23 protein-coding genes are annotated in these 24498 nt (G+C 55.5%); 5 read left to right on the top strand and 18 right to left on the bottom strand.

Going from position 1 to position 24498, the window contains the following annotated elements:
• Window positions 1-143 precede the first annotated feature (143 nt).
• The 3 genes from AC2TE5_RS08605 to ldtC all read left to right on the top strand — a co-directional run bounded on the left by AC2TE5_RS08605 (window position 144) and on the right by ldtC (window position 5927).
• A complete protein-coding gene (locus tag AC2TE5_RS08605) occupies window positions 144-1217 on the top strand; it encodes an acyltransferase family protein (protein WP_484613030.1) in 1074 nt (357 codons plus the stop codon).
• A 149-nt stretch (window positions 1218-1366) separates the two neighbouring features.
• The gene (gene mfd / locus AC2TE5_RS08600; RefSeq protein WP_484613029.1) at window positions 1367-4813 is read left to right on the top strand and encodes a transcription-repair coupling factor; all 3447 of its coding nucleotides are present in this window, start codon (window positions 1367-1369) and stop codon (window positions 4811-4813) included.
• A gap of 148 nt (window positions 4814-4961) precedes the next feature.
• On the top strand, window positions 4962-5927 hold the full coding sequence (ldtC, locus tag AC2TE5_RS08595) for a L,D-transpeptidase LdtC (protein ID WP_484613028.1): 966 nt from the start codon (window positions 4962-4964) through the stop codon (window positions 5925-5927).
• 75 nt (window positions 5928-6002) lie between these two features.
• Here ldtC and bhsA read toward each other — a convergent pair whose 3' ends face one another.
• Window positions 6003-6260 carry a multiple stress resistance protein BhsA gene (bhsA, locus tag AC2TE5_RS08590; protein ID WP_008500777.1) on the bottom strand — a complete coding sequence of 86 codons (258 nt, stop codon included), beginning with the start codon at window positions 6258-6260 and terminating at the stop codon, window positions 6003-6005.
• A 244-nt stretch (window positions 6261-6504) separates the two neighbouring features.
• Between bhsA and AC2TE5_RS08585 the strand changes: the two genes are divergently transcribed.
• A complete protein-coding gene (locus AC2TE5_RS08585; RefSeq protein WP_029739866.1) occupies window positions 6505-7140 on the top strand; it encodes a TetR/AcrR family transcriptional regulator in 636 nt (211 codons plus the stop codon).
• A gap of 60 nt (window positions 7141-7200) precedes the next feature.
• Here AC2TE5_RS08585 and AC2TE5_RS08580 read toward each other — a convergent pair whose 3' ends face one another.
• From AC2TE5_RS08580 to hinT, 8 genes are all read right to left on the bottom strand, one after another.
• A complete protein-coding gene (locus AC2TE5_RS08580; RefSeq protein WP_008500779.1) occupies window positions 7201-7740 on the bottom strand; it encodes a glycine zipper 2TM domain-containing protein in 540 nt (179 codons plus the stop codon).
• Window positions 7741-7933: 193 nt separating this feature from the next.
• Entirely contained in the window at window positions 7934-9238 is a 1305-nt protein-coding gene (locus AC2TE5_RS08575; protein ID WP_213328245.1) for an NAD(P)/FAD-dependent oxidoreductase, read from the bottom strand.
• 238 nt (window positions 9239-9476) lie between these two features.
• Window positions 9477-10019: an alpha/beta hydrolase YcfP gene (gene ycfP / locus AC2TE5_RS08570; protein WP_047650880.1), complete on the bottom strand. Its 543-nt coding sequence runs from the start codon at window positions 10017-10019 to the stop codon at window positions 9477-9479.
• Between the two features lie 34 nt (window positions 10020-10053).
• Window positions 10054-11079, bottom strand: a complete 1026-nt coding sequence (gene nagZ, locus AC2TE5_RS08565; protein ID WP_484613321.1) for a beta-N-acetylhexosaminidase — start codon at window positions 11077-11079, stop codon at window positions 10054-10056.
• A gap of 11 nt (window positions 11080-11090) precedes the next feature.
• Window positions 11091-11915: a thiamine kinase gene (thiK, locus tag AC2TE5_RS08560; protein WP_484613027.1), complete on the bottom strand. Its 825-nt coding sequence runs from the start codon at window positions 11913-11915 to the stop codon at window positions 11091-11093.
• Complete coding sequence (gene lpoB / locus AC2TE5_RS08555) at window positions 11896-12540, bottom strand: penicillin-binding protein activator LpoB (protein ID WP_103791505.1); 645 nt, start codon at window positions 12538-12540, stop codon at window positions 11896-11898. Before lpoB ends, thiK begins: the two co-directional genes overlap by 20 nt.
• A 13-nt stretch (window positions 12541-12553) precedes the next feature.
• A complete protein-coding gene (locus AC2TE5_RS08550) occupies window positions 12554-12928 on the bottom strand; it encodes a YcfL family putative periplasmic lipoprotein (RefSeq protein WP_063144624.1) in 375 nt (124 codons plus the stop codon).
• Window position 12929: 1 nt separating this feature from the next.
• Window positions 12930-13289, bottom strand: coding sequence for a purine nucleoside phosphoramidase (hinT, locus tag AC2TE5_RS08545; protein WP_006809243.1), 360 nt, complete (start codon window positions 13287-13289; stop codon window positions 12930-12932).
• Between the two features lie 350 nt (window positions 13290-13639).
• Here hinT and fhuE point away from each other — a divergent pair, with 350 nt between their 5' ends.
• Window positions 13640-15829, top strand: coding sequence for a ferric-rhodotorulic acid/ferric-coprogen receptor FhuE (gene fhuE / locus AC2TE5_RS08540; RefSeq protein WP_484613026.1), 2190 nt, complete (start codon window positions 13640-13642; stop codon window positions 15827-15829).
• Between the two features lie 82 nt (window positions 15830-15911).
• On the opposite strand, the gene ptsG is transcribed toward fhuE, so the two are convergent.
• The 9 genes from ptsG to fabG form a co-directional block, all read right to left on the bottom strand.
• Entirely contained in the window at window positions 15912-17345 is a 1434-nt protein-coding gene (gene ptsG, locus AC2TE5_RS08535; protein ID WP_484613025.1) for a PTS glucose transporter subunit IIBC, read from the bottom strand.
• 297 nt (window positions 17346-17642) lie between these two features.
• Complete coding sequence (locus AC2TE5_RS08530; RefSeq protein ID WP_029739870.1) at window positions 17643-18437, bottom strand: metal-dependent hydrolase; 795 nt, start codon at window positions 18435-18437, stop codon at window positions 17643-17645.
• A 10-nt stretch (window positions 18438-18447) separates the two neighbouring features.
• On the bottom strand, window positions 18448-19452 hold the full coding sequence (gene holB, locus AC2TE5_RS08525) for a DNA polymerase III subunit delta' (protein ID WP_213328248.1): 1005 nt from the start codon (window positions 19450-19452) through the stop codon (window positions 18448-18450).
• Window positions 19449-20090, bottom strand: a complete 642-nt coding sequence (gene tmk / locus AC2TE5_RS08520) for a dTMP kinase (protein ID WP_484613024.1) — start codon at window positions 20088-20090, stop codon at window positions 19449-19451. Before tmk ends, holB begins: the two co-directional genes overlap by 4 nt.
• Window positions 20080-21102 (bottom strand): cell division protein YceG, encoded by a 1023-nt coding sequence (gene yceG, locus AC2TE5_RS08515; protein ID WP_484613023.1) that lies wholly within the window; start codon window positions 21100-21102, stop codon window positions 20080-20082. The genes tmk and yceG overlap by 11 nt, the downstream gene beginning before the upstream one ends.
• Window positions 21103-21104: 2 nt before the next feature.
• Window positions 21105-21914 (bottom strand): aminodeoxychorismate lyase, encoded by an 810-nt coding sequence (gene pabC / locus AC2TE5_RS08510; protein ID WP_484613022.1) that lies wholly within the window; start codon window positions 21912-21914, stop codon window positions 21105-21107.
• 120 nt (window positions 21915-22034) lie between these two features.
• Entirely contained in the window at window positions 22035-23276 is a 1242-nt protein-coding gene (fabF, locus tag AC2TE5_RS08505) for a beta-ketoacyl-ACP synthase II (protein WP_023335279.1), read from the bottom strand.
• Between the two features lie 91 nt (window positions 23277-23367).
• The gene (gene acpP, locus AC2TE5_RS08500) at window positions 23368-23604 is read right to left on the bottom strand and encodes an acyl carrier protein (protein WP_003857954.1); all 237 of its coding nucleotides are present in this window, start codon (window positions 23602-23604) and stop codon (window positions 23368-23370) included.
• Between the two features lie 154 nt (window positions 23605-23758).
• Window positions 23759-24493: a 3-oxoacyl-ACP reductase FabG gene (gene fabG / locus AC2TE5_RS08495; RefSeq protein WP_008500795.1), complete on the bottom strand. Its 735-nt coding sequence runs from the start codon at window positions 24491-24493 to the stop codon at window positions 23759-23761.
• Between the last annotated feature and the right edge of the window lie 5 nt (window positions 24494-24498).

Genomic DNA, 24498 nt, shown 5'->3' with positions numbered 1-24498 from the left:
TCAGGGTGCTATTGTCTGAATACTCACCTCGCAACCTCCACCTTTTCCGAAAAACCTCCTGATACAGACTGTTACCCATTACATCCTGGTTTCGTTTTACAACAATTGCTCGTTCGTTTATGGCAATAAGGTAGTGGCGAACAATGAAGCAAAAAGCATTATGGATTAACCAGATAAAAGGGCTGTGTATCTGCCTGGTGGTTATCTACCATTCGGTTATCACGTTTTATCCGCATCTGATTGGGCTGCAACACCCGCTCTCCGGCCTTCTCGCCAAATGCTGGGTCTATTTTAACCTCTATCTCGCACCGTTTCGTATGCCGGTCTTCTTCTTTATCTCCGGCTATCTGATCCGTCGTTATATTGACGAGGTGGACTGGCGAACCAGTCTCGACAAACGGATCTGGAGCATTGTCTGGGTTCTGGCGCTGTGGGGCGTTCTGCAATGGCAGGCGTTGATCCACCTGAACGCCTGGCTGGCACCCGAGCGTGAGCTTGCCACCTCGTCGAACGCGGCCTACGCCGACTCTTTCTCAGGCTTTGTGCTGGGGATGATCACCGCCAGCACCAGCCTGTGGTATCTGTATGCTCTGGTGGTCTACTTCACGCTGTGTAAACTGCTGAGCCGCTGGAAGCTGCCGGTACTGGCACTGCTGGCGCTGGCAAGCATCGCGATTAACTTCCTGCCGCTGCCGTGGTGGGGAATGAACAGCGTGGTACGCAACATGATCTACTACAGCCTCGGGGCGTGGTATGGCGCAGAGCTGATGGCGTGGATGAAAAGCGTCAACCTGCGCCGCATCTGGCTGGCAACCGGCGCTTTCGCCGCCGTCTCGGTGGTGCTGTGGTTTGCTAACGTTCCGCTGCTGCTCTCATTGCTGTCGATTGTGCTGATCATGAAGCTGTTCTACAGCCTCGAGCAGCGCTATGCCGTTCACCCGAACAATCTGCTGAACGTGATTGGCTCAAACACCATTGCGATTTATACCACCCACCGTATCCTGATTGAGGCCTTTAGCCTGTTCCTGATTGGCGAGATGAATGCCGCATACTGGCCGGTCTGGGCCGAGCTGGGCTTAATTCTGGTCTACCCGTTTGTCAGCCTGCTTATCTGTACCCTTGCCGGGCTCGGGGTGCGTAAAATCTCTACCGCGCTGTTTGGGGACGTTTTCTTCTCTCCTCCGTCTACGCTGCCCCTGTCACCTTCAACGCGTTAATGCCCTCTCCGCCCCCGTTTCGGGGGCGTTTAGCCCTGCCGTGCGGTTACGATTTGCTTATGTAAAACGATCGAGGATAATAAAGACATTGCGTATCAGTGATATGCCCCAATACTGTTGGTATATCCATAAGAGACTCTGACATAGCCATGCCTGAAAACTATCGTTATTCATTACCTGTCAAAGCGGGCGACCAGCGCCAGCTGGGTGAACTCACGGGCGCGGCGTGCGCCACGCTGGTGGCGGAAATCGCCGAGCGTCATCCAGGCCCGGTGATTCTGGTTGCCCCGGATATGCAAAACGCCCTGCGCCTGCACGATGAAATTCGCCAGTTCACCGATAGCCTGGTGTTCAGCCTGGCCGACTGGGAGACGCTGCCGTATGACAGCTTCTCTCCGCATCAGGAGATTATCTCATCGCGCCTGTTGACGCTCTATCAACTCCCGACCATGCAGCGCGGCGTGCTGATTGTGCCGGTAAATACCCTGATGCAGCGCGTCTGTCCGCACAGCTATCTGCACGGTCACGCGCTGGTGATGAAAAAAGGCCAGCGCCTGTCCCGTGATGCCCTGCGCGCGCAGCTTGACGGTGCCGGCTATCGCCACGTCGACCAGGTGATGGAGCACGGGGAATACGCCACCCGTGGCGCGCTGCTCGACCTTTATCCAATGGGCAGCGACCAGCCGTATCGTCTGGACTTTTTCGATGATGAAATCGACAGCCTGCGCGTGTTCGACGCCGACACGCAGCGCACGCTGGAAGAAGTGGAGTCCATCAACCTGCTGCCCGCGCATGAGTTCCCCACGGACAAAACCGCTATCGAACTGTTCCGCAGCCAGTGGCGCGATAAGTTCGAGGTGAAGCGCGACGCGGAACATATTTATCAGCAGGTCAGTAAAGGCACGCTTCCTGCCGGGATCGAATACTGGCAGCCGCTGTTCTTCAACGAGCCGCTGCCTGCCCTGTTCAGCTACTTCCCGGCGAACACGCTGATTGTTAACACCGGGGATATCGACGCCAGCGCCAGCCGCTTTGAAAGCGAAACCCGCGCCCGTTTTGAAAACCGTGGCGTTGACCCGATGCGTCCGCTGCTGCCGCCGGAAGCGCTGTGGCTGCGCACCGACGAGCTCAACGCCGAGCTGAAGCGCTGGCCGCGCATGCAGCTGAAAACCGATTCGCTTGCCGATAAGGCCGCCAACACCAACCTCGCCTTCCGGACGCTGCCGGACCTGGCCGTTCAGGCGCAGCAGAAATCCCCGCTGGATAATCTGCGCAAGTTCCTGGAGTCCTTTACCGGCCCGGTGGTGTTCTCCGTTGAGAGTGAAGGCCGCCGTGAAGCTTTAGGCGAGCTGCTGGGACGCATTAAGGTGGCGCCGAAGCGCATCCTGCGTCTGAGCGAAGCGACCGGAAACGGTCGTTACCTGATGATTGGCGCCGCCGAGCACGGGTTCATCGACACGCTCAACAACCTGGCGCTGATTTGCGAAAGCGACCTGCTGGGTGAGCGCGTCGCGCGTCGCCGTCAGGACAGCCGTCGGACCATCAACCCGGACACGCTGATCCGTAACCTGGCCGAGCTGCATCCTGGCCAGCCGATTGTCCACCTGGAACATGGCGTTGGGCGCTATCAGGGGATGACCACGCTGGAAGCGGGCGGCATCAAAGGTGAATACCTGATGCTGACCTACGCTAACGACGCCAAACTGTATGTCCCGGTATCGTCCCTGCATCTGATCAGCCGCTACGCGGGCGGTGCCGAAGACAATGCGCCGCTGCACAAGCTGGGCGGCGATGCCTGGGCGCGCGCGCGCCAGAAGGCGGCGGAAAAAGTGCGCGACGTGGCGGCCGAGCTGCTGGATATCTACGCCCAGCGCGCGGCCAAACAGGGCTTCGCCTTTAAGCATGATAAAGAACAGTACCAGCTGTTCTGCGACAGCTTCCCGTTTGAAACCACGCCGGATCAGGCCCAGGCCATCAACGCCGTGCTGAGCGACATGTGCCAGCCGCTGGCCATGGACCGCTTAGTCTGCGGCGACGTCGGCTTCGGTAAAACCGAAGTGGCGATGCGCGCCGCCTTCCTTGCGGTCGAAAACAACAAGCAGGTTGCGGTGCTGGTGCCGACTACCCTGCTCGCTCAGCAGCACTTCGACAACTTCCGCGACCGTTTCGCCAACTGGCCGGTACGTATCGAGATGCTGTCGCGTTTTCGCAGTACTAAAGAGCAGACCCAGATCCTCGAACAGGCAAGCGAAGGCAAAATTGATATTCTGATCGGCACCCACAAGCTGCTGCAAAGCGACGTGAAGTGGAAAGATCTGGGGCTGCTGATCGTCGACGAAGAGCACCGCTTCGGGGTGCGTCATAAAGAACGCATCAAAGCGATGCGCGCCGACGTCGATATCCTCACCTTAACCGCAACGCCAATCCCGCGAACCCTGAACATGGCGATGAGCGGCATGCGCGATCTGTCGATTATCGCCACGCCGCCGGCGCGCCGTCTGGCGGTGAAAACCTTTGTCCGCGAGTACGATAATCTGGTGGTGCGTGAGGCCATTCTGCGTGAAGTGCTTCGTGGGGGACAGGTCTACTACCTCTACAACGACGTGGAAAATATCCAGAAAGCGGCAGACAGGCTGGCGGAGCTGGTACCGGAAGCGCGCATTGCTATCGGTCACGGGCAGATGCGCGAGCGCGAGCTGGAACGGGTAATGAACGACTTCCACCACCAGCGCTTTAACGTGCTGGTGTGCACCACCATCATTGAGACCGGGATCGACATTCCAACGGCGAACACCATCATCATTGAACGCGCGGATCACTTTGGTCTGGCGCAGCTTCACCAGCTGCGCGGCCGCGTCGGGCGTTCGCACCATCAGGCGTACGCCTGGCTGCTGACGCCGCATCCGAAAGCGATGACCACCGACGCGCAAAAGCGCCTGGAAGCCATCGCCTCGCTGGAAGACCTCGGCGCAGGCTTTGCGCTGGCCACGCACGATCTTGAGATCCGCGGTGCCGGCGAGCTGCTGGGTGAAGACCAGAGCGGCTCCATGGAAACCATCGGCTTCTCGCTCTATATGGAACTGCTGGAGAACGCGGTCGATGCCCTGAAGGCCGGGCGCGAGCCGTCGCTGGAAGATCTCACCAGCCAGCAGACCGAGGTCGAGCTGCGCATGCCTTCTCTGCTGCCGGACGATTTCATTCCGGACGTGAATACCCGCCTCTCATTCTACAAACGCATCGCTAGCGCGAAGAAGGAGAACGAGCTGGAAGAGATCAAGGTTGAGCTGATCGATCGCTTTGGTCTGCTGCCCGATGCGGCGAGAAATTTGCTGGACATCGCGAGACTGCGCCAGCAGGCGCAAAAGCTGGGGATCCGCAAGCTCGAAGGCAATGAAAAAGGCGGCGTGATTGAATTCGCCGAGAAGAATCACGTCAACCCGATGTGGCTGATCGGCCTGCTGCAAAAACAGCCGCAGCATTTCCGTCTTGATGGCCCAACCCGTCTGAAATTTACCCAGGAGCTGACGGAGCGCAAAACCCGTATGGACTGGGTGCGTAACTTTATGCGCCAGCTGGAAGAGAACGCGATCGCATAACCTCCCTTCCCCCTGTTAGCCCAGCGCTACGGGGGGACAATTTACAAACTCTTTGCACTTCACCCGATCTTCCCGACACACCCATTCGCCATAATTATGTTTAACGCCTTATAAAACAATAACCTTATCATTTACATGGATTATGGTGATGATGACCTCTTCGCGTTTTACTCGCTGGATGACCCTGTTTGCGCTGGCAGCCACCATTGCGGTTGCGCTTCCCGCTCGGGCAAACACCTGGCCCCTTCCCCTTCCCGGCAGCAAGGTGGTGGGTGAAAACCGCTTTCATGTGGTTGAAAACAACGGTGGTTCTCTGGAAGCGATTGCCAAAAAATATAACGTCGGTTTTCTGGCCCTGCTGCAGGCGAACCCCGGCGTCGATCCTTACGTCCCGCGCGCGGGCAGCGTACTGACCATCCCGTTACAGACTATCCTGCCGGACGCCCCGCGCGAGGGGATGGTGATAAACCTCGCCGAGCTGCGCCTGTACTATTACCCGCCGGGTAAAAACGAAGTGACCGTCTACCCTATCGGTATTGGTCAGCTGGGCGGCGACACGCTGACGCCGACGATGGTCACCACCGTCTCAGATAAACGCGCGAATCCAACCTGGACCCCGACTGCCAACATTCGTGCCCGCTATAAGGCCCAGGGGATCGATCTTCCTGCCGTGGTGCCGGCAGGCCCGGATAACCCGATGGGGCACCACGCAATCCGCCTGGCGGCATACGGCGGCGTCTACCTGCTGCACGGAACGAATGCGGACTTTGGCATCGGCATGCGCGTCAGCTCCGGCTGTATTCGTCTGCGCGATGACGATATCAAAACGCTGTTTAACGTCGTTACGCCGGGAACCAAAGTGAATATTATCAATACGCCGATTAAAGTTTCAGAAGAGCCCGGCGGCGTGCGGCTGGTTGAGATTCATCAGCCGTTATCGAAAAACATTGGCGACGATCCGCAGACGCTGCCCATTAACCTGAATGCCGCGATGGTGAGCTTCAAAACGAATGCCAATACCAATAGCGTGGTGATGGAGCGCGCGATGGAAGCGCGGTCAGGCATGCCGACCGATGTCACCCGGCATCACGACGTCGTCCAGCAGTCGATGTAACTCAGAAATAAAAAAACGCCCTGCTGAGCAGGGCGTTTTTTATTGCAGTGGCATAAATGAGGGTTTATGCCCGGCTTATTTGTAGATGACAGCCGTGCCGTGCAGGGTGTTAGGACCGGTCACGGAGGTGATGCGGTAAGATTTTGCACCCATCTCTTGCGCTTTTTGTGCCAGCTGATCTTCCAGGGAACCCAGGTTAGTACCGGCAGAAGCAGAGATTGTCCCGACTTTATGCTGGTCAACAGGCGTAGATTGCACTTGTACAGCAGCAAAGCTTGCGAAAGAGAGTGAACTCAGGACAGCGGCAGCGATGAGGGTTTTTACGTTTTTCATGATGTTTACCTTTAGCAGATGAATTTGGAGGTCGCTAATCATTTAGTTAACGATCGATAGGTAAATCATAAATGTGATCCAGGTCACGCGTCAACATAATTTTATAACGAGCGTTAACTTAATTTTAAAATTGTTATTTTTCATACATATATGATTAATTTATTTTTAAGCATTCTGCACTGGTGGTGGGTTGCGTTTATTTTTATAATGGTCATTCACCAAACCAACAGAGGACCACCGGCAAATGACAACCGATGTCACGAGTTGTGCGAAGAAAAGCCGTGGCCGACCAAAAGTGTTTGACAGGGATGCAGCGCTTGATAAGGCCATGACTCTCTTCTGGCAACATGGGTATGAAGCAACCTCGCTTTCCGATCTGGTAGAAGCCACCGGAGCCAAAGCGCCGACGCTGTATGCCGAATTTACCAATAAAGAGGGGCTGTTCAGGGCGGTACTGGACAGATACATTTCGCGCTTTGCGGCGAAACACGAAGCCCAGCTGTTCTGTGAAGAGAAAAGCGTTGAACAGGCGCTTCGCGACTATTTCACCGCCGTCGCGACCTGTTTCACCAGTAAAGAGACGCCTGCGGGCTGCTTTATGATTAACACCTCTGCCACCCTTGCGGCGTCCTCTAAAGAGATTGCCAATACGGTGAAATCGCGGCATGCCATGCAGGAGGAGACGCTCAGCGCATTTCTGGCTCAGCGCCAGCAGCGCGGTGAAATCCCCGCGCAATGCAACCCTCAGCTACTGGCGCAATACCTGAGCTGTATTTTGCAGGGGATGTCGATCAGCGCCCGTGAAGGGGCCACGCTGGAAAAACTGCAGCATATTAGCGAAACCACGCTGCGGCTGTGGCCTGAGCTATTGAAAATCTGATGCAAAAAAAAAGCTCCTCAGCCTGAGCGCATGAGGAGCTAAATTCAGAGAACATCTTTTTTACACTTTGTTATTCAGAACCAGCTGGCCATTTCCATCCAGTGGAATTTGCGTGCCCGGGTCTTTATCCATGCGGATTTTGCCCTGCTGATCGCCAATTTTGTACGTCACGTCATAGCCCAGCATTTTTTCCGACTTGTCATAGACGGTTTTGCAGCGTTGCTGAGTCGTGGTGTAGGTATCATTATCCTGCATCGCGCCCTGCACCTGGTTACCGGCATAGCCGCCACCCAGCGCGCCGACCACGGTCGCCACGTCTTTACCCCGGCCGCCGCCAAACTGGTGACCAATCACGCCACCCGCTACCGCACCCAGAACAGAACCGGCAATGCGGTTTTCATCCTGTACCGGACGACGGTGCGTCACGGAGACGTTGCGGCACTCCTGACGAGGGGTTTTCACGGTTTCTTTAATCGGTGTAGCAGAAACCACCTGTGCATACTGCGGGCCGCGATCTAATACGTTGAGACTGGCAACGGCAGCCACACCTAACGCAGCCGCGACGCCAATCCCTATACCCGCCAACATTGATTTATTCACGGGACTTCCTCCTTTGTTGCTATTGGTAACAATTTTGCAATGGAGGCGACGCTTCGCCAATAAGATAAAGGATCAAAAAAGGGGCGTTGAGAGGAGATATATTGTATTTAGGAGAACTCTTAAGCAGTCAAACTGTGATCCACAGCATGAAATGCTAAAAACTCCCTCCGGAGGGCCCGGAGGGAGTGGAAGATTAGTGCAGCTTCAGACGCGGACGGATCACGCGGTTGATTCTGCCCACCAGCATCATCAGCCCGGTTTTGAAGTAGCCGTGCAGCGCAATCTGGTGCATACGGTACAGGGAAATATACACGAAGCGGGCAATGCGCCCTTCTACCATCATTGAGCCGCGCATCAGGTTGCCCATCAGGCTGCCGACGGTAGAGAAGTTTGACAGCGACACCAGTGAACCGTGGTCTTTGTAGACATAGGCTTTCATTGGCTTGGCTTTGTACTGCGCCAGAATGTTGTGCAGCACCAGGCTTGCCATCTGGTGAGCGGCCTGCGCGCGCGGCGGCACGAATCCACCTTCAGGACGCGCGCAGGAGGCACAGTCACCGATAGCAAAGATTTCAGGGTCACGCGTGGTTTGCAGCGTTGGCTCGGTTACCAGCTGGTTAATGCGGTTCGTTTCCAGACCGCCGATCTCTTTCATAAAGTCAGGCGCTTTGATACCTGCCGCCCAGACCATCAGATCTGCTTTAATATACTCGCCGTCTTTGGTGTGCAGACCGCCTTCGTCGGCGCTGGTCACCATGGTTTGCGTCAGCACCCGCACGCCCAGCTTGGTGAGCTCATTGTGCGCCGCACCGGAAATTCGCGGAGGCAGCGCAGGCAGGATGCGTTCACCGGCTTCAACCAGCGTGACGTTCAGCGCTTCGTTAGTTAACCCTTTATAACCGTAGCTGTGCAGCTGTTTCACCGCATTGTGCAGCTCCGCAGACAGCTCAACGCCGGTCGCGCCGCCGCCGACAATGGCGATATTCACCTTACCGTTCGCACCCATATTGCTGGTGTACTTCAGGAACAGGTTCAGCATTTCCTGATGGAAACGGCGCGCCTGGTGCGGGTTATCGAGGAAGATACAGTGCTCTTTCACGCCCGGCGTGTTGAAATCGTTGGAGGTACTGCCCAGCGCCATGACCAGCGTGTCGTACGCCAGTTTACGTTCGGGAACCAGCAGCTCCCCTTTTTCATCGCGCAGCTCTGCCAGGGTGATGGTTTTGCTTTCACGGTTGATGTCCACCACCGAGCCCAGCTGGAACTGGAAATGATGGTTGCGCGCGTGCGCCAGATAGCTGAGCGCGTCCACGCCCTCATCCAGAGAGCCAGTCGCCACTTCGTGCAGCAGCGGTTTCCACAGGTGGCTGTGGTTACGATCCACCAGCGTAATTTTGGCTTTTTTACCGCGACCCAGCTTCTTGCCCAGCTGTGTAGCTAGCTCCAGCCCGCCAGCACCACCGCCTACAATCACTATCTTTTTCAATGGCGTAGTCAACGTGACCCCCTCAAATTATTAACCAATTGTTAATTAAAAGTTATAAAAATAACCCTTAATTAACAACAGGTTACAGCACTGAAACCATTCAGGTGCATTGAGAATAACACGTCAGGCGCATTGGTCATACCAAAATTGATATGCATCAAGTTTTGATGGCTTAAAAGTAGACAATTCTGGTCAAAAAGAAAGCCCGGAACGCTTTCGCGGCCGGGCTTTGATGCCTGTGGGTATAGAGTTAACCCAGCGTTTTAAACGCTTTGATACGCTGCAGATGCGGAGAGATGTTTTTGAACTTGTGGGTCTGTTCTTCGTCCCAGACGATCTCATAGTAATGATGCAGCAGTTCTGCTGCCCGATGGCTGTTGAGCGCTTCATCATTACGGGAAAGGATCGCCAGGCAGCGGTCGCGGTTTTTCTCACGAAAATTGCTGACGCACTTGGTCGCAATATCGACATACTCTTCCGGGCGGTCAATTTTGCCTTCCATGTTCTCGTTCGGGAACAGGTTAGGATTGAACACCACCTGGCGAATGTCGCACAGGAAGCCAATACGCTCCGCCCAGTAGCCGCCCAGCCCCACGCCGCAGATCAACGGGCGATCGTCGACGTTGAGCTGCAGCATCTTATCCACCTCTTTGAGCAGATGCTGCATATCATGCTTCGGATGGCGCGTGCTGTAGCTGATCAACCGTACATCCGGATCGATAAACTGCAGCTGCAGCACCTTCTCATGATTACCAGGACTGTTTGAGTCAAAACCGTGTAAATAGATGATCATCGTCTTCTCACCACGCTACGCCTTCCGGGAGGGTTTACAGGCTGGCTTTATGTGCCTGCCAGCGCTCATTCAGGTCTTCAAGCCGGGCGTTGACCGTCTTCCAGCGCGCCGAATCCATCAGCTCCTGACGGCTAAATGAACCTTTATGATACAATTGTGTAACACGCTCTGCATTGATCGGCGACAGGTTATCCAGCACGCTAACGGCACCTTTACGATTATTGCAGACCAGGATCATATCGCAACCTGCATCCAGCGATGCCTGACCGCGTTCAGCGTAGCTGCCCATAATCGCGGCCCCTTCCATTGATAAATCGTCAGAGAAAATCACGCCGTTGAAACCGAGTTCCTGACGCAGAACGGTTTTCAGCCAGTGCGGAGAACCGCTCGCTGGACGCGGGTCGATGTCGCTGTAAATGACGTGCGCGGGCATAATGGCATCCAGCTTGTTATCGGTGATAAGCGACTGGAAAACCGACATATCTTTGGCGCGGATCTCCGCTTCCGGGCGCGGATCGCGCGGGGTCTCTTTGTGAGAATCCGCCGTCACCGCCCCGTGCCCCGGGAAGTGTTTCCCGGTGGTTTTCATCCCGGCATCGTGCATGCCGTCGATGAACCGGGTCGCCACTGCCAGCGCAATACGCGGATCGTCATGGTATGAGCGCTCGCCAATGGCAGCGCTGATATGCCCTACATCCAGCACCGGGGCAAAGCTGATGTCGATATCCATGGCAATCATTTCGCTGGCCATCAGCCAGCCGGCCTCCTGCGCCAGTTTTCCACCCTCTTCCGTGCCCAGCAGCGCGGCAAAAGACTGGGCGGCGGGCAGGCGGGTAAACCCTTCGCGAAAACGCTGCACGCGTCCGCCTTCCTGATCGACGGCCACCACCAGATGATTGCGCGACGCGGCGCGGATCTGACGCACCAGCTCACGCAGCTGCGCCGGATCGTGATAGTTGCGGGTAAACAGGATCAGGCCACCCACCAGCGGATGCGCCAGAATTTCACGCTCCTCCGCATCCAGCTCAAACCCTTCTACATCCAACATGACTGGACCCACATCCACCTCTCTTATCCTTTAGTTTGTAACTGACGCCAGGCATCGTCTGCCAGCGCAATAAATTGTTTGTCTCTGGACTGCCGATAGCGCATTTCAAACCAGCCAGCCATTAGCATGACGACCCAGGGTCGCCAGCGCCTGACCTGACGCGTAAGCGCATCGGGGTCAATATGTGCCACCCGGGCGTACTCCCTGATGAGCGTCTGCCGCGCGGCGTCACTCTCCGTCCAGACTGCCGCCAGCTCCAGCGCCACATCGCCATCTCCGGCATACTCCCAGTCGATAAGCCTGATGCCCGCTGGCGTATGAACAATATTCCCGGCATGAACATCCATGTGCAGCGGCGCGAGCCGAATCGGCTGCGGCTCGCCCGTTTTACGCAGCCGCTTAAGATGTGCCAGCCATACTGGGGTACGCCTGCCAGGCAGGGCTTGCTGCCAGTAGTGCTCAAGCAGCGGGAATAACGTAATTCGCCATCCCAGACGTGGCTGCCGGTGCAGATGATACAGTATTGCCGCAAGCTCTGGGGTGTCCGGCAGCGCGCTTTTAACGTCACCGTCCAGATAGTCGACGGCCATCCAGCCCTGTCTGAAAAAACGGGGTTCAGGCACGAGATCTGACGGAAGACGTCTCAGGGCTCGAAACTGACGACGGAAATGGAAAGCAGGCGCGTAGGGATCGTGATTTTGCCGCAAGACCAGACGGTGTTCGCCCTGCTCTATAATGCAACTCGCGCCGCCAAGCCCGGAATGGGCCTGCGGCGCGATAAGGCGATACTGAGGAAAATAGCGCGTCAGAATCTCTTCACGCGTGCCGTCATTGTTGCGTAACCGCACCTTTACCTGACCAGATAATTTCGCCTGTCTGAACCAGCATCAGCTGCATCTGCAGGGCTGGGGTATTCACGTTACCGGTGGCGTTAGAGTAAAGCACATACTGCGCGCCAACGTTACGGGCGATGCCGATCGCCTTGCTGCGTGTGCCGAGGCTATCCTGCGGCGACAGGCCCAGCTGCTGTTTGGCTACCGCGAGCTGCTGAGCCGAGACCAGCGTAAACTTGCCGTTGTTAGCCAGAGCATTGCGCAGGGTTTCCGTCGCTTCACCCGCGTTCAGCGAACCGTTGGTACGGTTGTTGACGCTGTCGACCAGCAACACGCTGCCCGCCGTCACGCCCTGCGCCTGCAGCATTTTGCCTACCATCGGCTGCATTGCCCCGTTCCAGTCGTAATGGCGCACGCGCGGCGTGGGCTGTGACGTCTGGTCCGGATGCTCAATCGGGCCCGGCTGGGCCGGAATAGATGGTACAGACGGCACGGTTGGCTGCTGCTGCGTTGGCGGTGTCGGCTGTTCAGTACCCGGTTTAGCCTCTTCCACAGGCGCAGGCTGTTCAGTTCGGGTCACACACCCTGCGAGAAACAGAGCGAAAGCTGTCACGAGCGCATAGCGGCTCAAATTTTTAATCAAGGTTCACCCCTCAGAGATAAAGATAAAGTCTCACCTTATGTGCACCCAGATAGTTGGCGCTGCCATAGAGCGTTACCGACGACCTGGCCGGAATGGTGACGCTGCGCGGCGCCTCCAGCGGATGCATTTCAAGACCTCTTACGTCATACCAGAAAAAACGGTAGTGAACCGTCACTGGTTCATGTCTTTCATTAAAGAGCGTAGAGGAGGCAGATGAGTTGATTTCACTGATGGTCAACGCGGGCTGTTGCGCCGTGATGCCCGCGGCAAGCACGGAGGATTCCATGACCAGCGTCTGTTCATCATTCACGGGGATTGCCGGACGCGAGCTGCACCCCACAATCATCATCGTCATTACCAGCGCTGCAATACGCCCTTTAAGCATGTCAGAGACCTTTATGTGCCAGCATCGGCCCCAGAGGACGTCCACCCAGCAGATGCATGTGAATATGATAAACTTCCTGGCCACCATGACGGTTGCAGTTCATGATCAGACGGTAACCGTCTTCTGCAATCCCTTCCTGTTCAGCGATTTTCGCGGCCACCGTCAGCATACGACCTAACGCCACTTCATGCTCGGTTTTTACGTCGTTTACAGTCGGAATCAGAATATTGGGAATGATAAGGATGTGCGTCGGGGCCTGAGGGGAAATGTCCCGGAAAGCCGTCACCAGTTCATCCTGATAGACGATATCCGACGGAATTTCGCGGCGGATAATTTTACTGAAAATCGTTTCTTCAGCCATGACCTTTTCCTTTTTTGTTTAATCTGGCGCAATGCGTCCGCTGTAAACACACTCCGGGGATCGGTGTGTGACACAATTCAAGAGTATGAGCGAGTTTCTCCTGTCCTTTCAACCTCCTCCCTCGATTTCTTTCCTGAATGTTCATCAGCTGGGTGAAGAGTGACCGCTCGTATGCCTCAACGGGCTGAAACATTATTTCAATTCCGGTCGACACATTTGTTTACAGCATTAATAGCAATGCGTATATTTCGCATTTGCATTTTCATGCGCATTTTTAACATAGAAAACGACGCCAGCCCGTTTCTGCGGGACTGACGCATACCCTCTACACCGTTCATAAGGGTTTGATAATGTCTTTCATTAATCACACCAGGGATGGGCAACATCAGCCTGTCGCAACGCCTTCGTTGCTGGCAGTCTGCATTGCTATGGCATTGACGCCAGCCGCCGCTTTCGCTGCATCAACAGCCGAAGATACCGTCATCGTAGACGAAGGTTTTGACAATACACAGGATCCTTCCGCAAACCAGACTCAGGATTACAGCGTAAAAACCACCACCACCGGAACCAAACTGCTGCTGGTTCCCCGCGATATCCCGCAGTCCGTCAGCGTGATCAGCCAGCAGCGCATGGCCGATCAGAACCTGCAGTCCATCGGCCAGGTGTTAACTAACACCACGGGCGTTACGGCGCAGGTGCAGGACAGCGACCGTACCGTGTTTTACTCACGCGGGTTCTTCGTTAGCAACTACGCCTATGACGACCTGCCGACCTCCATCAGCGAGGTGTGGAACTTTGGTGATACCGCCGCCGATACCGCGATTTATGACCGCATCGAAGTGGTGCGCGGCGCAACCGGCCTGATGTCCGGTACGGGCAACCCGGCGGCGTACGTTAATATGGTACGTAAGCATGCGGACAGTAATGAATTCAAAGGTAACGTCTCCGCCAGCTACGGCAGCTGGGACAAGCAGCGCTACGTGCTGGATTTGCAGGCGCCGCTGGTGGAGTCCGGTAAGGTGCGGGGCCGCCTGATTACGGGTTATCAGGATAACGACAGCTTCGAGGATAACTACCACTACCGAAAAAAATTCCTCTATGGCGTGATGGACGCGGACATCACCGACAGCACCGCCCTCTCTGTGGGATATGAATATCAGGAAAGCCATACCGCCGACCCAACCTGGGGCGGACTGCCGACCTGGTACAGCGACGGAAGTAAAACCGATTACAATCGTAGCCAGACCGTCGCGCCAGACTGGGCGTACTCGGACAAGGACAGCACCCGCATCTTCGCTAATCTGACCCAGCGTTTCGACAACGGCTGGGAAGCGCACATTAACGGCATGCATGCTGAAACCAACTTCGACTCTAAGCTGATGTATATGTCCGGTTATCCGGATAAAGAGACCGGCGCGGGCATGGTGGGCTACGGCGGCTGGAACCGCGGTGAACGTAAACAGGATGCAGTGGACGCTTTCCTGCGCGGCGGTTTCGATCTCTTTGGCCGTCAGCACGAAATGATGTTCGGCGGCAGCTTCAGCCGTCAGCGTAACCATTACGACAACACCATGCCTGACGCGGTTTATGGCATGGTTGATGTGGGTAACTTTAAGAACTGGAACGGGAACATTGCCGATCCGCAGTGGACGCCGTGGAAGCTCTACAGCCAGGACGACATCCGCCAGTCCTCAGCGTATACCTCCGCCCGCTTCTCGCTGGCTGACCCGCTGCATCTGATCCTCGGCGCGCGTTATACCAACTATAATATTCGCTATAACCCGGCGGGCTCCCCGGACACCCGTCTGGAAAGCACTAAAGATGACGTTGCGCCCTACGCGGGCCTTGTCTACGACATCAATGAAGACTGGTCGACCTACGTCAGCTATACCTCCATCTTCCAGCCGCAGGACAAGCGTAACACCAGCGGACGCTATCTCGACCCAACCACGGGCAAAAGCTACGAAGCCGGTGTGAAAGCAGACTGGTTCAATACCCGTCTTACCACCTCGTTGGCGATTTTCCGCATTGAGCAGGATAACGTAGCAAGCAACACGTATACCTACATGCCGAGCGGTGAGTCGATCTATCAGTCGCTGGACGGCGTAGTGAGCAAAGGGATTGAGTTCGAGCTGAACGGCGCGTTGACCGATAGCTGGCAGTTGACCTTCGGCGCGACTCGTTACATTGCTGAAGATAAGAACGGCAACGCGGTGAGCGCCGATCAGCCGCGCACGACCATGAAACTGTTCACCCGTTATCAGCTGCCAATGCTGCCAGCGCTGACCGTAGGCGGTGGCGTAAACTGGCAAAACAAAGTGTGGACGGATGTGGATGGCGCTCCGGCTGGCCGCAACCGTGCGGAGCAAGGCAGCTACGGGCTGGTTAACCTCTTTAGCCGCTATCAGGTCACCAAAGATTTTGCCGTTCAGGCGAACGTCAACAACCTGTTTGACAAAGAGTATTACGATTACGTCGGCTCTTATGTGGTTTATGGCGCGCCGCTGAACGTCTCGGTGAGCGCGAGCTATGACTTCTGAGTGACAGCCGCCACCCGGCACCATAAACCGCAGGAATAAAAAAGGCAGCCATTCGGCTGCCTTAGTCTCCCCAGGTCACAACTTAGTTGCTGCGGATGTACTCATCCATTTCGGTTTTCAGGTTATCGGATTTGGTACCGAAGATTGCCTGTACACCAGAACCTGCAACAACTACGCCCGCTGCGCCCAGTTTTTTCAGACCCGGCTGGTCTACTTTCGCTACGTCGGCAACGCTCACACGCAGACGAGTGATGCACGCGTCCAGGTTAGTGATGTTCTCTTTACCACCGAACGCTGCGACCAGTGCCGGAGCCATTTCGCTGGTAGCGCCTGCTTTGCTGTCTTCTGTCGCATCTTCACGGCCTGGGGTTTTCAGGTCCAGTGCTTTAATCAGCACGCGGAAGATGGTGTAGTACGCAACCGCATAGCACGCACCCACGATTGGGAACAGCCACAGCTTGCTGCTGTTACCGGACAGAACGATGAAGTCGATCAGGCCGTGAGAGAAGGACGTACCGTCACGCATACCCAGCAGAATACAGATTGGGAACGCCAGGCCCGCCAGAATCGCGTGGATAACGTACAGGATCGGCGCAACGAACATGAAGGAGAACTCGATCGGCTCGGTGATACCGGTCAGGAACGAGGTCAACGCTGCGGAGATCATGATACCGCCCACTTTTGCACGGTTCTCTGGCTTAGCAGAGTGCCAGATAGCAATCGCAGCGGCTGGCAGACCGTACATTTTGAACAGGAAGCCACCAGACAGTTTACCTGCAGTTGGGTCGCCCGCCATGTAACGTGGGATATCACCGTGGAATACCTGACCTGCTGCGTTGGTGAATTCACCAATCTGCATCTGGAATGGAACGTTCCAGATGTGGTGCAGACCAAATGGCACCAGGCAACGCTCGATGAAGCCGTAGATACCAAACGCCACAACCGGGTTCTGGTAAGCAGCCCACTGAGAGAAGGTCTGGATAGCGGAGCCGATTGGCGGCCAGATGAAGGACAGGAGCACGCCAGTGAAAATCGCTGCCAGACCAGAGATGATCGGAACGAAACGCTTGCCCGCGAAGAAGCCCAGATACTCAGGCAGCTTGATGCGATAGAAGCGGTTAAACATATACGCTGCAATCGCACCGGAGATGATACCGCCCAGAACACCGGTGTCCGCCAGGTGTTTCGCGGCGATCTCTTCTGCCGGTAAATGCAGAACCAGCGGCGCAACCACAGCCATGGTTTTCACCATGATGCCGTAGGCAACCACTGCAGCCAGCGCAGAAACGCCGTCGTTATTGGTGAAGCCCAGAGCCACACCGATCGCGAAGATCAGTGGCATGTTAGCAAAGACAGAACCGCCTGCTTCGGCCATCACGTGGGACACTACGGCTGGCAGCCAGCTGAAGTTAGCAGAACCGACACCCAGCAGGATACCTGCGATAGGCAGTACGGATACTGGCAGCATCAGCGATTTACCGACCTTTTGCAGGTTAGCAAATGCATTCTTAAACATAATTGAGAGTGCTCCTGAGTATTTGTGCTTTTTTTACGCTTTCACGCATTGGCCCGGGGGGAGTACCGTGCCGTGGACAGGACATCTAAGCGCCCTTTATTTATTACACAGAGTAAAATAATTCCCTCTGAGTTTGTTTGACGGCTATCACGTTTCAGCTTAAGGCGGTCGAAAAACTTTCAGTTATTTACAAAAAGCATGTCCGGATGTGTCTAAAAACACCCTCACCGCCCCAAATGAGGCGGTGAACTTTACTCGCTTTACTTATTAATTACGAGCCTAAAAAAAACAGGTGTATCAGACAGATTGCAGGCGGGCGGGGTCGATATGGAACAGCGTGGAGAAGTTTTCCGTCGTCACGCGGGCCAGCTCGTCGATGCTGACGCCCTTCAGAACGGCCATGTACTCAGCCACATCTCTCGTCATAGCGGGCTGGTTCTCTTTACCGCGATGCGGTACCGGTGCGAGATACGGAGAATCTGTCTCCACCAGAATGCGATCGAGCGGAACATAACGTGCAGCATCACGCAGCTGCTCAGCGTTACGGAACGTCACGATCCCCGAAAACGAGATATAAAACCCTAAATCAAGCAGCTTACCCGCCGTTTCTCTGTCTTCTGTGAAACAGTGTAGTACGCCACCGCAATCCGTCACGTTTTCTTCCCGGAGGATCGCCAGGGTATCCGCACGCGCATCGCGGGTGTGGACGATAACCGGCTTGTTCAGCTCCCGGCCAATGCGAATATGGTTGCGGAAGGATTCCTGCTGACGCGGTTTGGTTTCCGGCGTGTAAAAATAGTCCAGCCCGGTCTCACCCATCGCCACCACGCCCTCTTCTGCCGCCAGTCGGCGCAGATCCTCAACGTCGTACGCCTCGTCCTGATTCAACGGATGCACGCCGCAGGAGAACACCACGTTATCGCGAACGCCCACCAGCTCACGCATGGAGCGGTAGCCCGGCAGCGTGGTTGCTACCGCAAGACAGAATTTCACATCGCGGGCAGCGGCTTTTGCCAGCACGTCATCCACGTTTTTATGCAGGGATTGATAATCCAGGCCATCAAGATGGCAGTGTGAGTCGACTAAAAACATAATGTCTCTCTCAGAGATGGGAAACTGGCGGTGTGACGCCGGGTTGCAGGTAATGTTCGATACGCAGTAACTGGTCGGTCAGTAAAAGCTCGCGATTAAGACCCGTCACGGTTAAAAGCTGTTCACGACTCTGGCAAATTTCATGGAGCATCGCGTGAAGAATCTTTCCTGAAAGGCGGTTCGCCAGCGTATTTACCAGCGGCCACGCATCCGGGTTGGTCAGAAGCGTTGCCCCTTGCTGGATTTTGAGCGCATCCAGCAGCAAGGAGGCCAGCCAGTGCAGACGCTCAACGGCCCGATCGCTGTTAAGCGCAGGCAGTAAACTTAGCCAGTCGTGACTGTTCAGTGAAGCGTCGACGGCCCGGCAGAGCGTTTCTCGCTCTGACCAGACGTCAGGCTGCAGTAATGCCAGTGCCGCAGCAGGCGCACCGCTGCTCAGACGCAAGGCGGTCAGCGCGCTCTCAGGTGACGTTGTCACCTCACGCTCAAGCCAGCTCAGCGCCCACGATTCCTGGGGCACCGCCAGGTGATGAAGACGACAACGGCTGCGCAACGTCGCCAGCAATCGTCCCGGGTCACGGCATGAGAGGAAAAACCACGTTTTTACCGGCGGCTCTTCCAGGGTTTTGAGCAGAGCGTTAGCGGCCGCCTCGGTGAGCAGCGTAGCGTCTTTAAGCCAGACCACTTTAGCGCCGCCCAGTCGCGCGTGTTCATACAATTTTTCACCGACTTCACGCACGGCATCAATACCGAGCGCGCTTTTGCCTTTTTCAGGCTCAAGGGTGTAGTAGTCAGGATGCGTGCCCGCCTGCATCAGCTGACAGCCCCGGCATTTACCACAGCTCTTGTGCCCTTCCGGCTGCTGACACATCAGAAAACGGGTGATGGCATAAATCAACGCATCATCACCCATCCCCGGCAATGCCTGAATCAGTAACGCATGATGCCCCCGACCCGCCTGATAGCTGCCGATCAGCTGTTCAAAGTGTGGGCGCAACCATGGATACCATTTCATGCCTGCTGCTCCTGCACCCATTGCGTAATGGTATGCTGAATGTCACGCGTGACGTCGTCCAGAGACTGCGTCGCATCGATGGTACAAATTGAGCTGTCCTGTGCGGCCAGTTCAAGATAGCGCGCACGGGTGCGGTTAAAGAAATCAAACGACTCTTGTTCAATGCGGTCCAGCTCGCCGCGCGCGCGGGCACGCTTGAGGCCCACTTCCGGCGTCACATCCAGATAGAGCGTCAGGTCGGGGCGAAAATCACCCAATACGGCATTACGCAGCGTGGCCAGCATTGTCTGGTCGATACCGCGTCCTCCGCCCTGATACGCCTGAGTCGACAGATCGTGACGGTCGCCGATCACCCACTTGCCGTCGGCCAGAGCAGGTTTGATAACCGTCTCAACCAGCTGAACGCGCGCCGCGTAGAACATTAGCACTTCGGCTTTGTCAGTGATAACTTCGTCGCCGACGGATTTGATATCCAGCACCAGGCTGCGCAGCTTTTCAGCCAGCTGCGTGCCGCCCGGCTCGCGGGTAAATACCATGTCCGCCACGCCAAGCGTTTTGAGCGTATCCACCACCACGTTGCGGGCGGTGGTTTTACCCGCCCCTTCGAGTCCCTCAATGACAATGTATTTACTGCGCATTTTTTTCCTTAAGTGCCTTCAGATAGTCCTGAACAGAGCGATTGTGGCTGGCAAGGTTGGTGTTAAAGGTATGCCCCCCTTTTCCATCAGCCACAAAATAGAGATACGGTGTTTTAGCCGGATGCGCGGCGGCTTTGAGCGACGCTTCGCTCGGCGTGGCGATCGGGCCCGGCGGTAAACCGCTAATCACGTAGGTATTATACGCCGTTGGCGTCTCCAGATCTTTTCTTGAGATCTTGCCGGTATAGCTCTCGCCCATGCCGTAGATAACGGTAGGGTCGGTTTGCAGACGCATGCCGATGCGCAGACGGTTGATAAATACTGACGCTACCCGATCGCGCTCGGCGGCAACGGCTGTCTCTTTCTCGATAATCGAGGCCATGGTCACAAACTGATTCTGATCGCTGTAAGGCAACCCTTCCATTCGCCCTTCCCAGGCGGCATCCGCGGCGGCGACCATTTTTTTGTGCGCCCGCTTCAGGATGGCTACATCGGTCGTGCCTGCCGTGTACATCCAGGTGTCTGGCCAGAACCAGCCTTCAACCCATTCCGGATGTTCAAGCTTCAGTGCGTCAGCCACCGTCTGATAGCTATCGTCTTTTAACGTATGTTTGATATAAGGCGCATCACGCAGCTGTTTGAGGTAATCGCTCAGGCGCATCCCTTCTACAAACCGCAGGGGGAACTGGGCTTCTTTACCGCTTTCCAGCAGCTGTAGCATCTCCCTGACGGTCATTCCCGGCGTAAAGCGATAGGTACCGGCTTTGAAATGTGACAGCTCAGGCTCCACGCGCAATAGCCACTGGAATACCCGTGGACGATTGATAATCTTGTCGCCATAGAGCTGTTCCCCCAGCGCCTGACGGCCGGTTCCCGCTTTCAGGGTAAAGATCGTTTCGTCTTTAACCAGGATTTTGCTGTCCGCCAGCTGGCGAACTTTCCATACGCCAGCTCCGCCAGCGACGCCCAGCGCAACGATGAGGATAAGGACAAAGCGCAACATTTTTTTCATGACTATCTGGTTTGCTCACATATCGGGGCTAAAAACTGAAACAGTTCGCGCGAAGACCAGCGTTGTTGGCCATACGCGCGGACGGGTACAACAGGCATCAGCGCATTGCAGATGATGACTTCATCGGCAGTCTGTAGCGCGGCTTCTCCTGCGCTAACTTCGACAACGCGAAAGCCAGAGCGTGCCAGCTGTTGCAGACAAAACTGACGCATTAACCCATTTACGCCAGCGTGTTCCAGCGACGGAGTGAATACCTCTTCCCCCTGCCGCCAGAATAAATTAGCCGCACAGCATTCCGTAATGAACCCTTCGCTGTCAAGAACCAGCGCCTCATCGGCGTCCGTCTGTTCAAGATGAGTACGAATGAGCACCTGCTCCAGGCGATTGAGATGCTTAAGCCCGGCCAGCATCGGGTTTCGTCCCAGCCGTACCGGGCTCAGCGTCAGCGTGACGCCGTCTTCTCGCCAGCGAGAGTAATGCGCGGGATAAGCAGAAACGGAGAGAATACGCGTTGGGTTGATACACGATGCGGCGCTGTAACCCCGGCCACCACTGCCGCGGCTGATGATGACCTTGAGTACGCCGCTGTCCTTCCCGGTTGCCAGCTGGCACATTTCCTGGCGCAGCGTGTTCCAGTGCGTGAAGGGGATCATGAGCTTTTCACAGCCATGCTGCAGGCGTCGAATATGCGCCTCCAGCAGGCAGACATCGCCATCCAGAATGCGCGCCGTCGTAAAGCAACCATCACCGAACTGTATCGCCCTGTCGCTGGCAGGCAGCGTGTCCTGCTCAAGGCCATTGATTAAAAACATGGTGGCTCCTTATGCGTGGGCGTTTAGTCTGGCAGGATGTCATGCAGCCGACAAGAAGATTAGGCTTAATAAAAAAGGCCCGGCAAGCGGACCTTTTTAAACGCTATCGGGACGTCAGGATCAGATCTTTTTGAAGATCAGAGAGCCGTTGGTGCCGCCGAAGCCGAAGGAGTTACACAGGGTGTACTCCATACCGCTAACCTGACGCGCTTCGTGAGGAACGAAGTCCAGATCGCAACCTTCATCCGGGTTATCCAGGTTGATGGTTGGCGGTACAGCCTGATCGCGCAGCGCAAGGATGGAGTAGATTGACTCTACTGCACCCGCCGCACCCAGCAGGTGACCGGTCATGGACTTCGTGGAGCTCACCATTACGCGGCTGGCAGATTCGCCGAAGATAGACTTAACCGCCTGAGCTTCAGCTTTATCGCCTGCAGGCGTAGAGGTGCCGTGCGCGTTCACGTAGCCAATTTGTGCTGGGGTAATACCCGCATCACGAATCGCGTTTTCCATCGCCAGCGCAGCACCCGCGCCGTTCTCAGGAGGAGACGTCATGTGGTAAGCATCGCTACTCATGCCGAAACCAACGATTTCAGCATAAATTTTCGCACCGCGTTTTTTCGCGTGTTCGTACTCTTCCAGTACGATCATGCCCGCCCCGTCGCCCAGCACAAAGCCGTCACGGTCTTTATCCCACGGACGGCTCGCCGCCTGCGGGTTATCATTACGGGTAGACAGCGCACGCGCCGCACCAAAACCGCCGACACCCAGTGGGGTACTGGCTTTTTCAGCACCGCCCGCAACCATAGCATCTGCATCGCCGTACGCGATAATGCGCGCGGCCTGGCCGATGTTATGTACGCCAGACGTACAGGCGGTCGCGATAGAAATGCTTGGCCCACGCAGGCCGAACATGATGGTCAGGTGACCCGCCACCATGTTAACAATCGTGGACGGAACGAAGAACGGGCTGATCTTACGCGGGCCGCCATTCATCAGAGATGTATGGTTTTCCTCGATCAGGCCAAGACCGCCAATCCCGGAGCCGATAGCGGCGCCGATACGGGTTGCGTTCTCTTCCGTAATCTCAAGGCCAGAATCCTGCATGGCCTGAACGCCAGCGACAATTCCATATTGAATGAAGGCATCCATCTTGCGCTGTTCTTTGCGCGAGATGATCTCTTCACAGTTAAAATCCTTTACTAAGCCAGCAAATTTCGTTGCATAGGCGCTAGTATCGAAATGGTCGATTAGGCTGATGCCGCTCTGACCGGCAAGGAGAGCTTTCCAGGTGGACTCTACGGTATTGCCGACAGGAGACAACATGCCAAGTCCGGTCACAACTACACGACGCTTAGACACGTTTGTCCTCCAGGGAGGGATAAAAAAAGAGATTCGTGGGACTAAAAAAGATAAAACTCAGGCGGTCGAATGACCGCCTGGAGATGTTCACTTACGCCTGGTGACCGTTGATGTAATCAATGGCAGCCTGAACGGTGGTGATCTTCTCAGCTTCTTCGTCCGGAATCTCAGTATCAAACTCTTCTTCCAGAGCCATTACCAGCTCAACGGTGTCAAGAGAATCTGCGCCCAGGTCTTCAACGAAGGAAGCGGAGTTCACAACTTCTTCCTGCTTAACGCCCAGCTGTTCGCCGATAATTTTCTTAACGCGTTCTTCGATAGTGCTCATACTCTTAAATTTCCTATCAAAACTCGCTTTCGCGATGGTTTTCGTAGTGTATAAAATGTTGAAAAATTTGCAACTAAATCCCGGCAGTTCTTACCACGATTTTACGTTATTTTGAGGCCATTCGCCCTAATAACGCAAATATTTTTCATCGTGGTTAAACCATATACATCCCGCCGTTGACGTGGAGGGTCTCACCAGTGATGTAACCCGCTTCGTCAGAGGCTAAAAATGCAACCGCACTGGCGATTTCTTTAGGGTCGCCAAGACGACCCGCCGGAACTGCCGCCAGCGTACCCGCACGCTGCTCATCAGTCAGCGCACGCGTCATGTCCGTTTCAATAAAGCCCGGAGCAACAACGTTTACCGTAATACCGCGGGACGCAACTTCACGCGCCAGCGACTTACTGAAACCAATCAGACCTGCTTTCGCCGCAGCGTAGTTAGCCTGACCAGCATTTCCCATGGTACCAACCACAGAACCGACAGTGATAATACGACCATGACGCTTTTTCATCATAGCGCGCATTACCGCTTTTGACAGACGGAATACAGATGACAGGTTGGTTTCGATGATATCGTTCCACTCGTCGTCTTTCATTCGCATTAACAGGTTATCGCGAGTGATGCCGGCATTGTTTACCAGAATATCCACTTCGCCAAACTCTGCGCGAATATTTTCCAGAACAGATTCGATAGATGCAGGTTCAGTCACATTCAGTACCAGACCTTTACCGTTTGCACCCAGATACTCGCTGATGGCCTGAGCGCCATTCTCGCTGGTTGCTGTACCAATCACCTTCGCGCCGCGCGCAACCAGTGTTTCAGCAATTGCACGCCCGATACCGCGGCTTGCGCCAGTGACCAGGGCGATTTTTCCTTCAAAACTCATGGTAT

It is taken from the genome of Enterobacter sp. N5-15 (assembly GCF_057221635.1).
This window is presented reverse-complemented; position numbering and strand designations above follow the sequence as displayed.

What these genes read in the sequence shown, in the direction of transcription:
- AC2TE5_RS08605 (WP_484613030.1), top strand. Translation starts at nt 144, where the DNA reads ATGAAGCAAAAAGCATTATGGATTAACCAGATAAAAGGGCTGTGTATC.
- mfd (WP_484613029.1), top strand. Translation starts at nt 1,367, where the DNA reads ATGCCTGAAAACTATCGTTATTCATTACCTGTCAAAGCGGGCGACCAG.
- ldtC (WP_484613028.1), top strand. Translation starts at nt 4,962, where the DNA reads ATGATGACCTCTTCGCGTTTTACTCGCTGGATGACCCTGTTTGCGCTG.
- bhsA (WP_008500777.1), bottom strand. Translation starts at nt 6,260, where the DNA reads ATGAAAAACGTAAAAACCCTCATCGCTGCCGCTGTCCTGAGTTCACTC.
- AC2TE5_RS08585 (WP_029739866.1), top strand. Translation starts at nt 6,505, where the DNA reads ATGACAACCGATGTCACGAGTTGTGCGAAGAAAAGCCGTGGCCGACCA.
- ycfP (WP_047650880.1), bottom strand. Translation starts at nt 10,019, where the DNA reads ATGATCATCTATTTACACGGTTTTGACTCAAACAGTCCTGGTAATCAT.
- AC2TE5_RS08550 (WP_063144624.1), bottom strand. Translation starts at nt 12,928, where the DNA reads ATGCTTAAAGGGCGTATTGCAGCGCTGGTAATGACGATGATGATTGTG.
- hinT (WP_006809243.1), bottom strand. Translation starts at nt 13,289, where the DNA reads ATGGCTGAAGAAACGATTTTCAGTAAAATTATCCGCCGCGAAATTCCG.
- fhuE (WP_484613026.1), top strand. Translation starts at nt 13,640, where the DNA reads ATGTCTTTCATTAATCACACCAGGGATGGGCAACATCAGCCTGTCGCA.
- ptsG (WP_484613025.1), bottom strand. Translation starts at nt 17,345, where the DNA reads ATGTTTAAGAATGCATTTGCTAACCTGCAAAAGGTCGGTAAATCGCTG.
- AC2TE5_RS08530 (WP_029739870.1), bottom strand. Translation starts at nt 18,437, where the DNA reads ATGTTTTTAGTCGACTCACACTGCCATCTTGATGGCCTGGATTATCAA.
- holB (WP_213328248.1), bottom strand. Translation starts at nt 19,452, where the DNA reads ATGAAATGGTATCCATGGTTGCGCCCACACTTTGAACAGCTGATCGGC.
- tmk (WP_484613024.1), bottom strand. Translation starts at nt 20,090, where the DNA reads ATGCGCAGTAAATACATTGTCATTGAGGGACTCGAAGGGGCGGGTAAA.
- yceG (WP_484613023.1), bottom strand. Translation starts at nt 21,102, where the DNA reads ATGAAAAAAATGTTGCGCTTTGTCCTTATCCTCATCGTTGCGCTGGGC.
- pabC (WP_484613022.1), bottom strand. Translation starts at nt 21,914, where the DNA reads ATGTTTTTAATCAATGGCCTTGAGCAGGACACGCTGCCTGCCAGCGAC.
- acpP (WP_003857954.1), bottom strand. Translation starts at nt 23,604, where the DNA reads ATGAGCACTATCGAAGAACGCGTTAAGAAAATTATCGGCGAACAGCTG.
- fabG (WP_008500795.1), bottom strand. Translation starts at nt 24,493, where the DNA reads ATGAGTTTTGAAGGAAAAATCGCCCTGGTCACTGGCGCAAGCCGCGGT.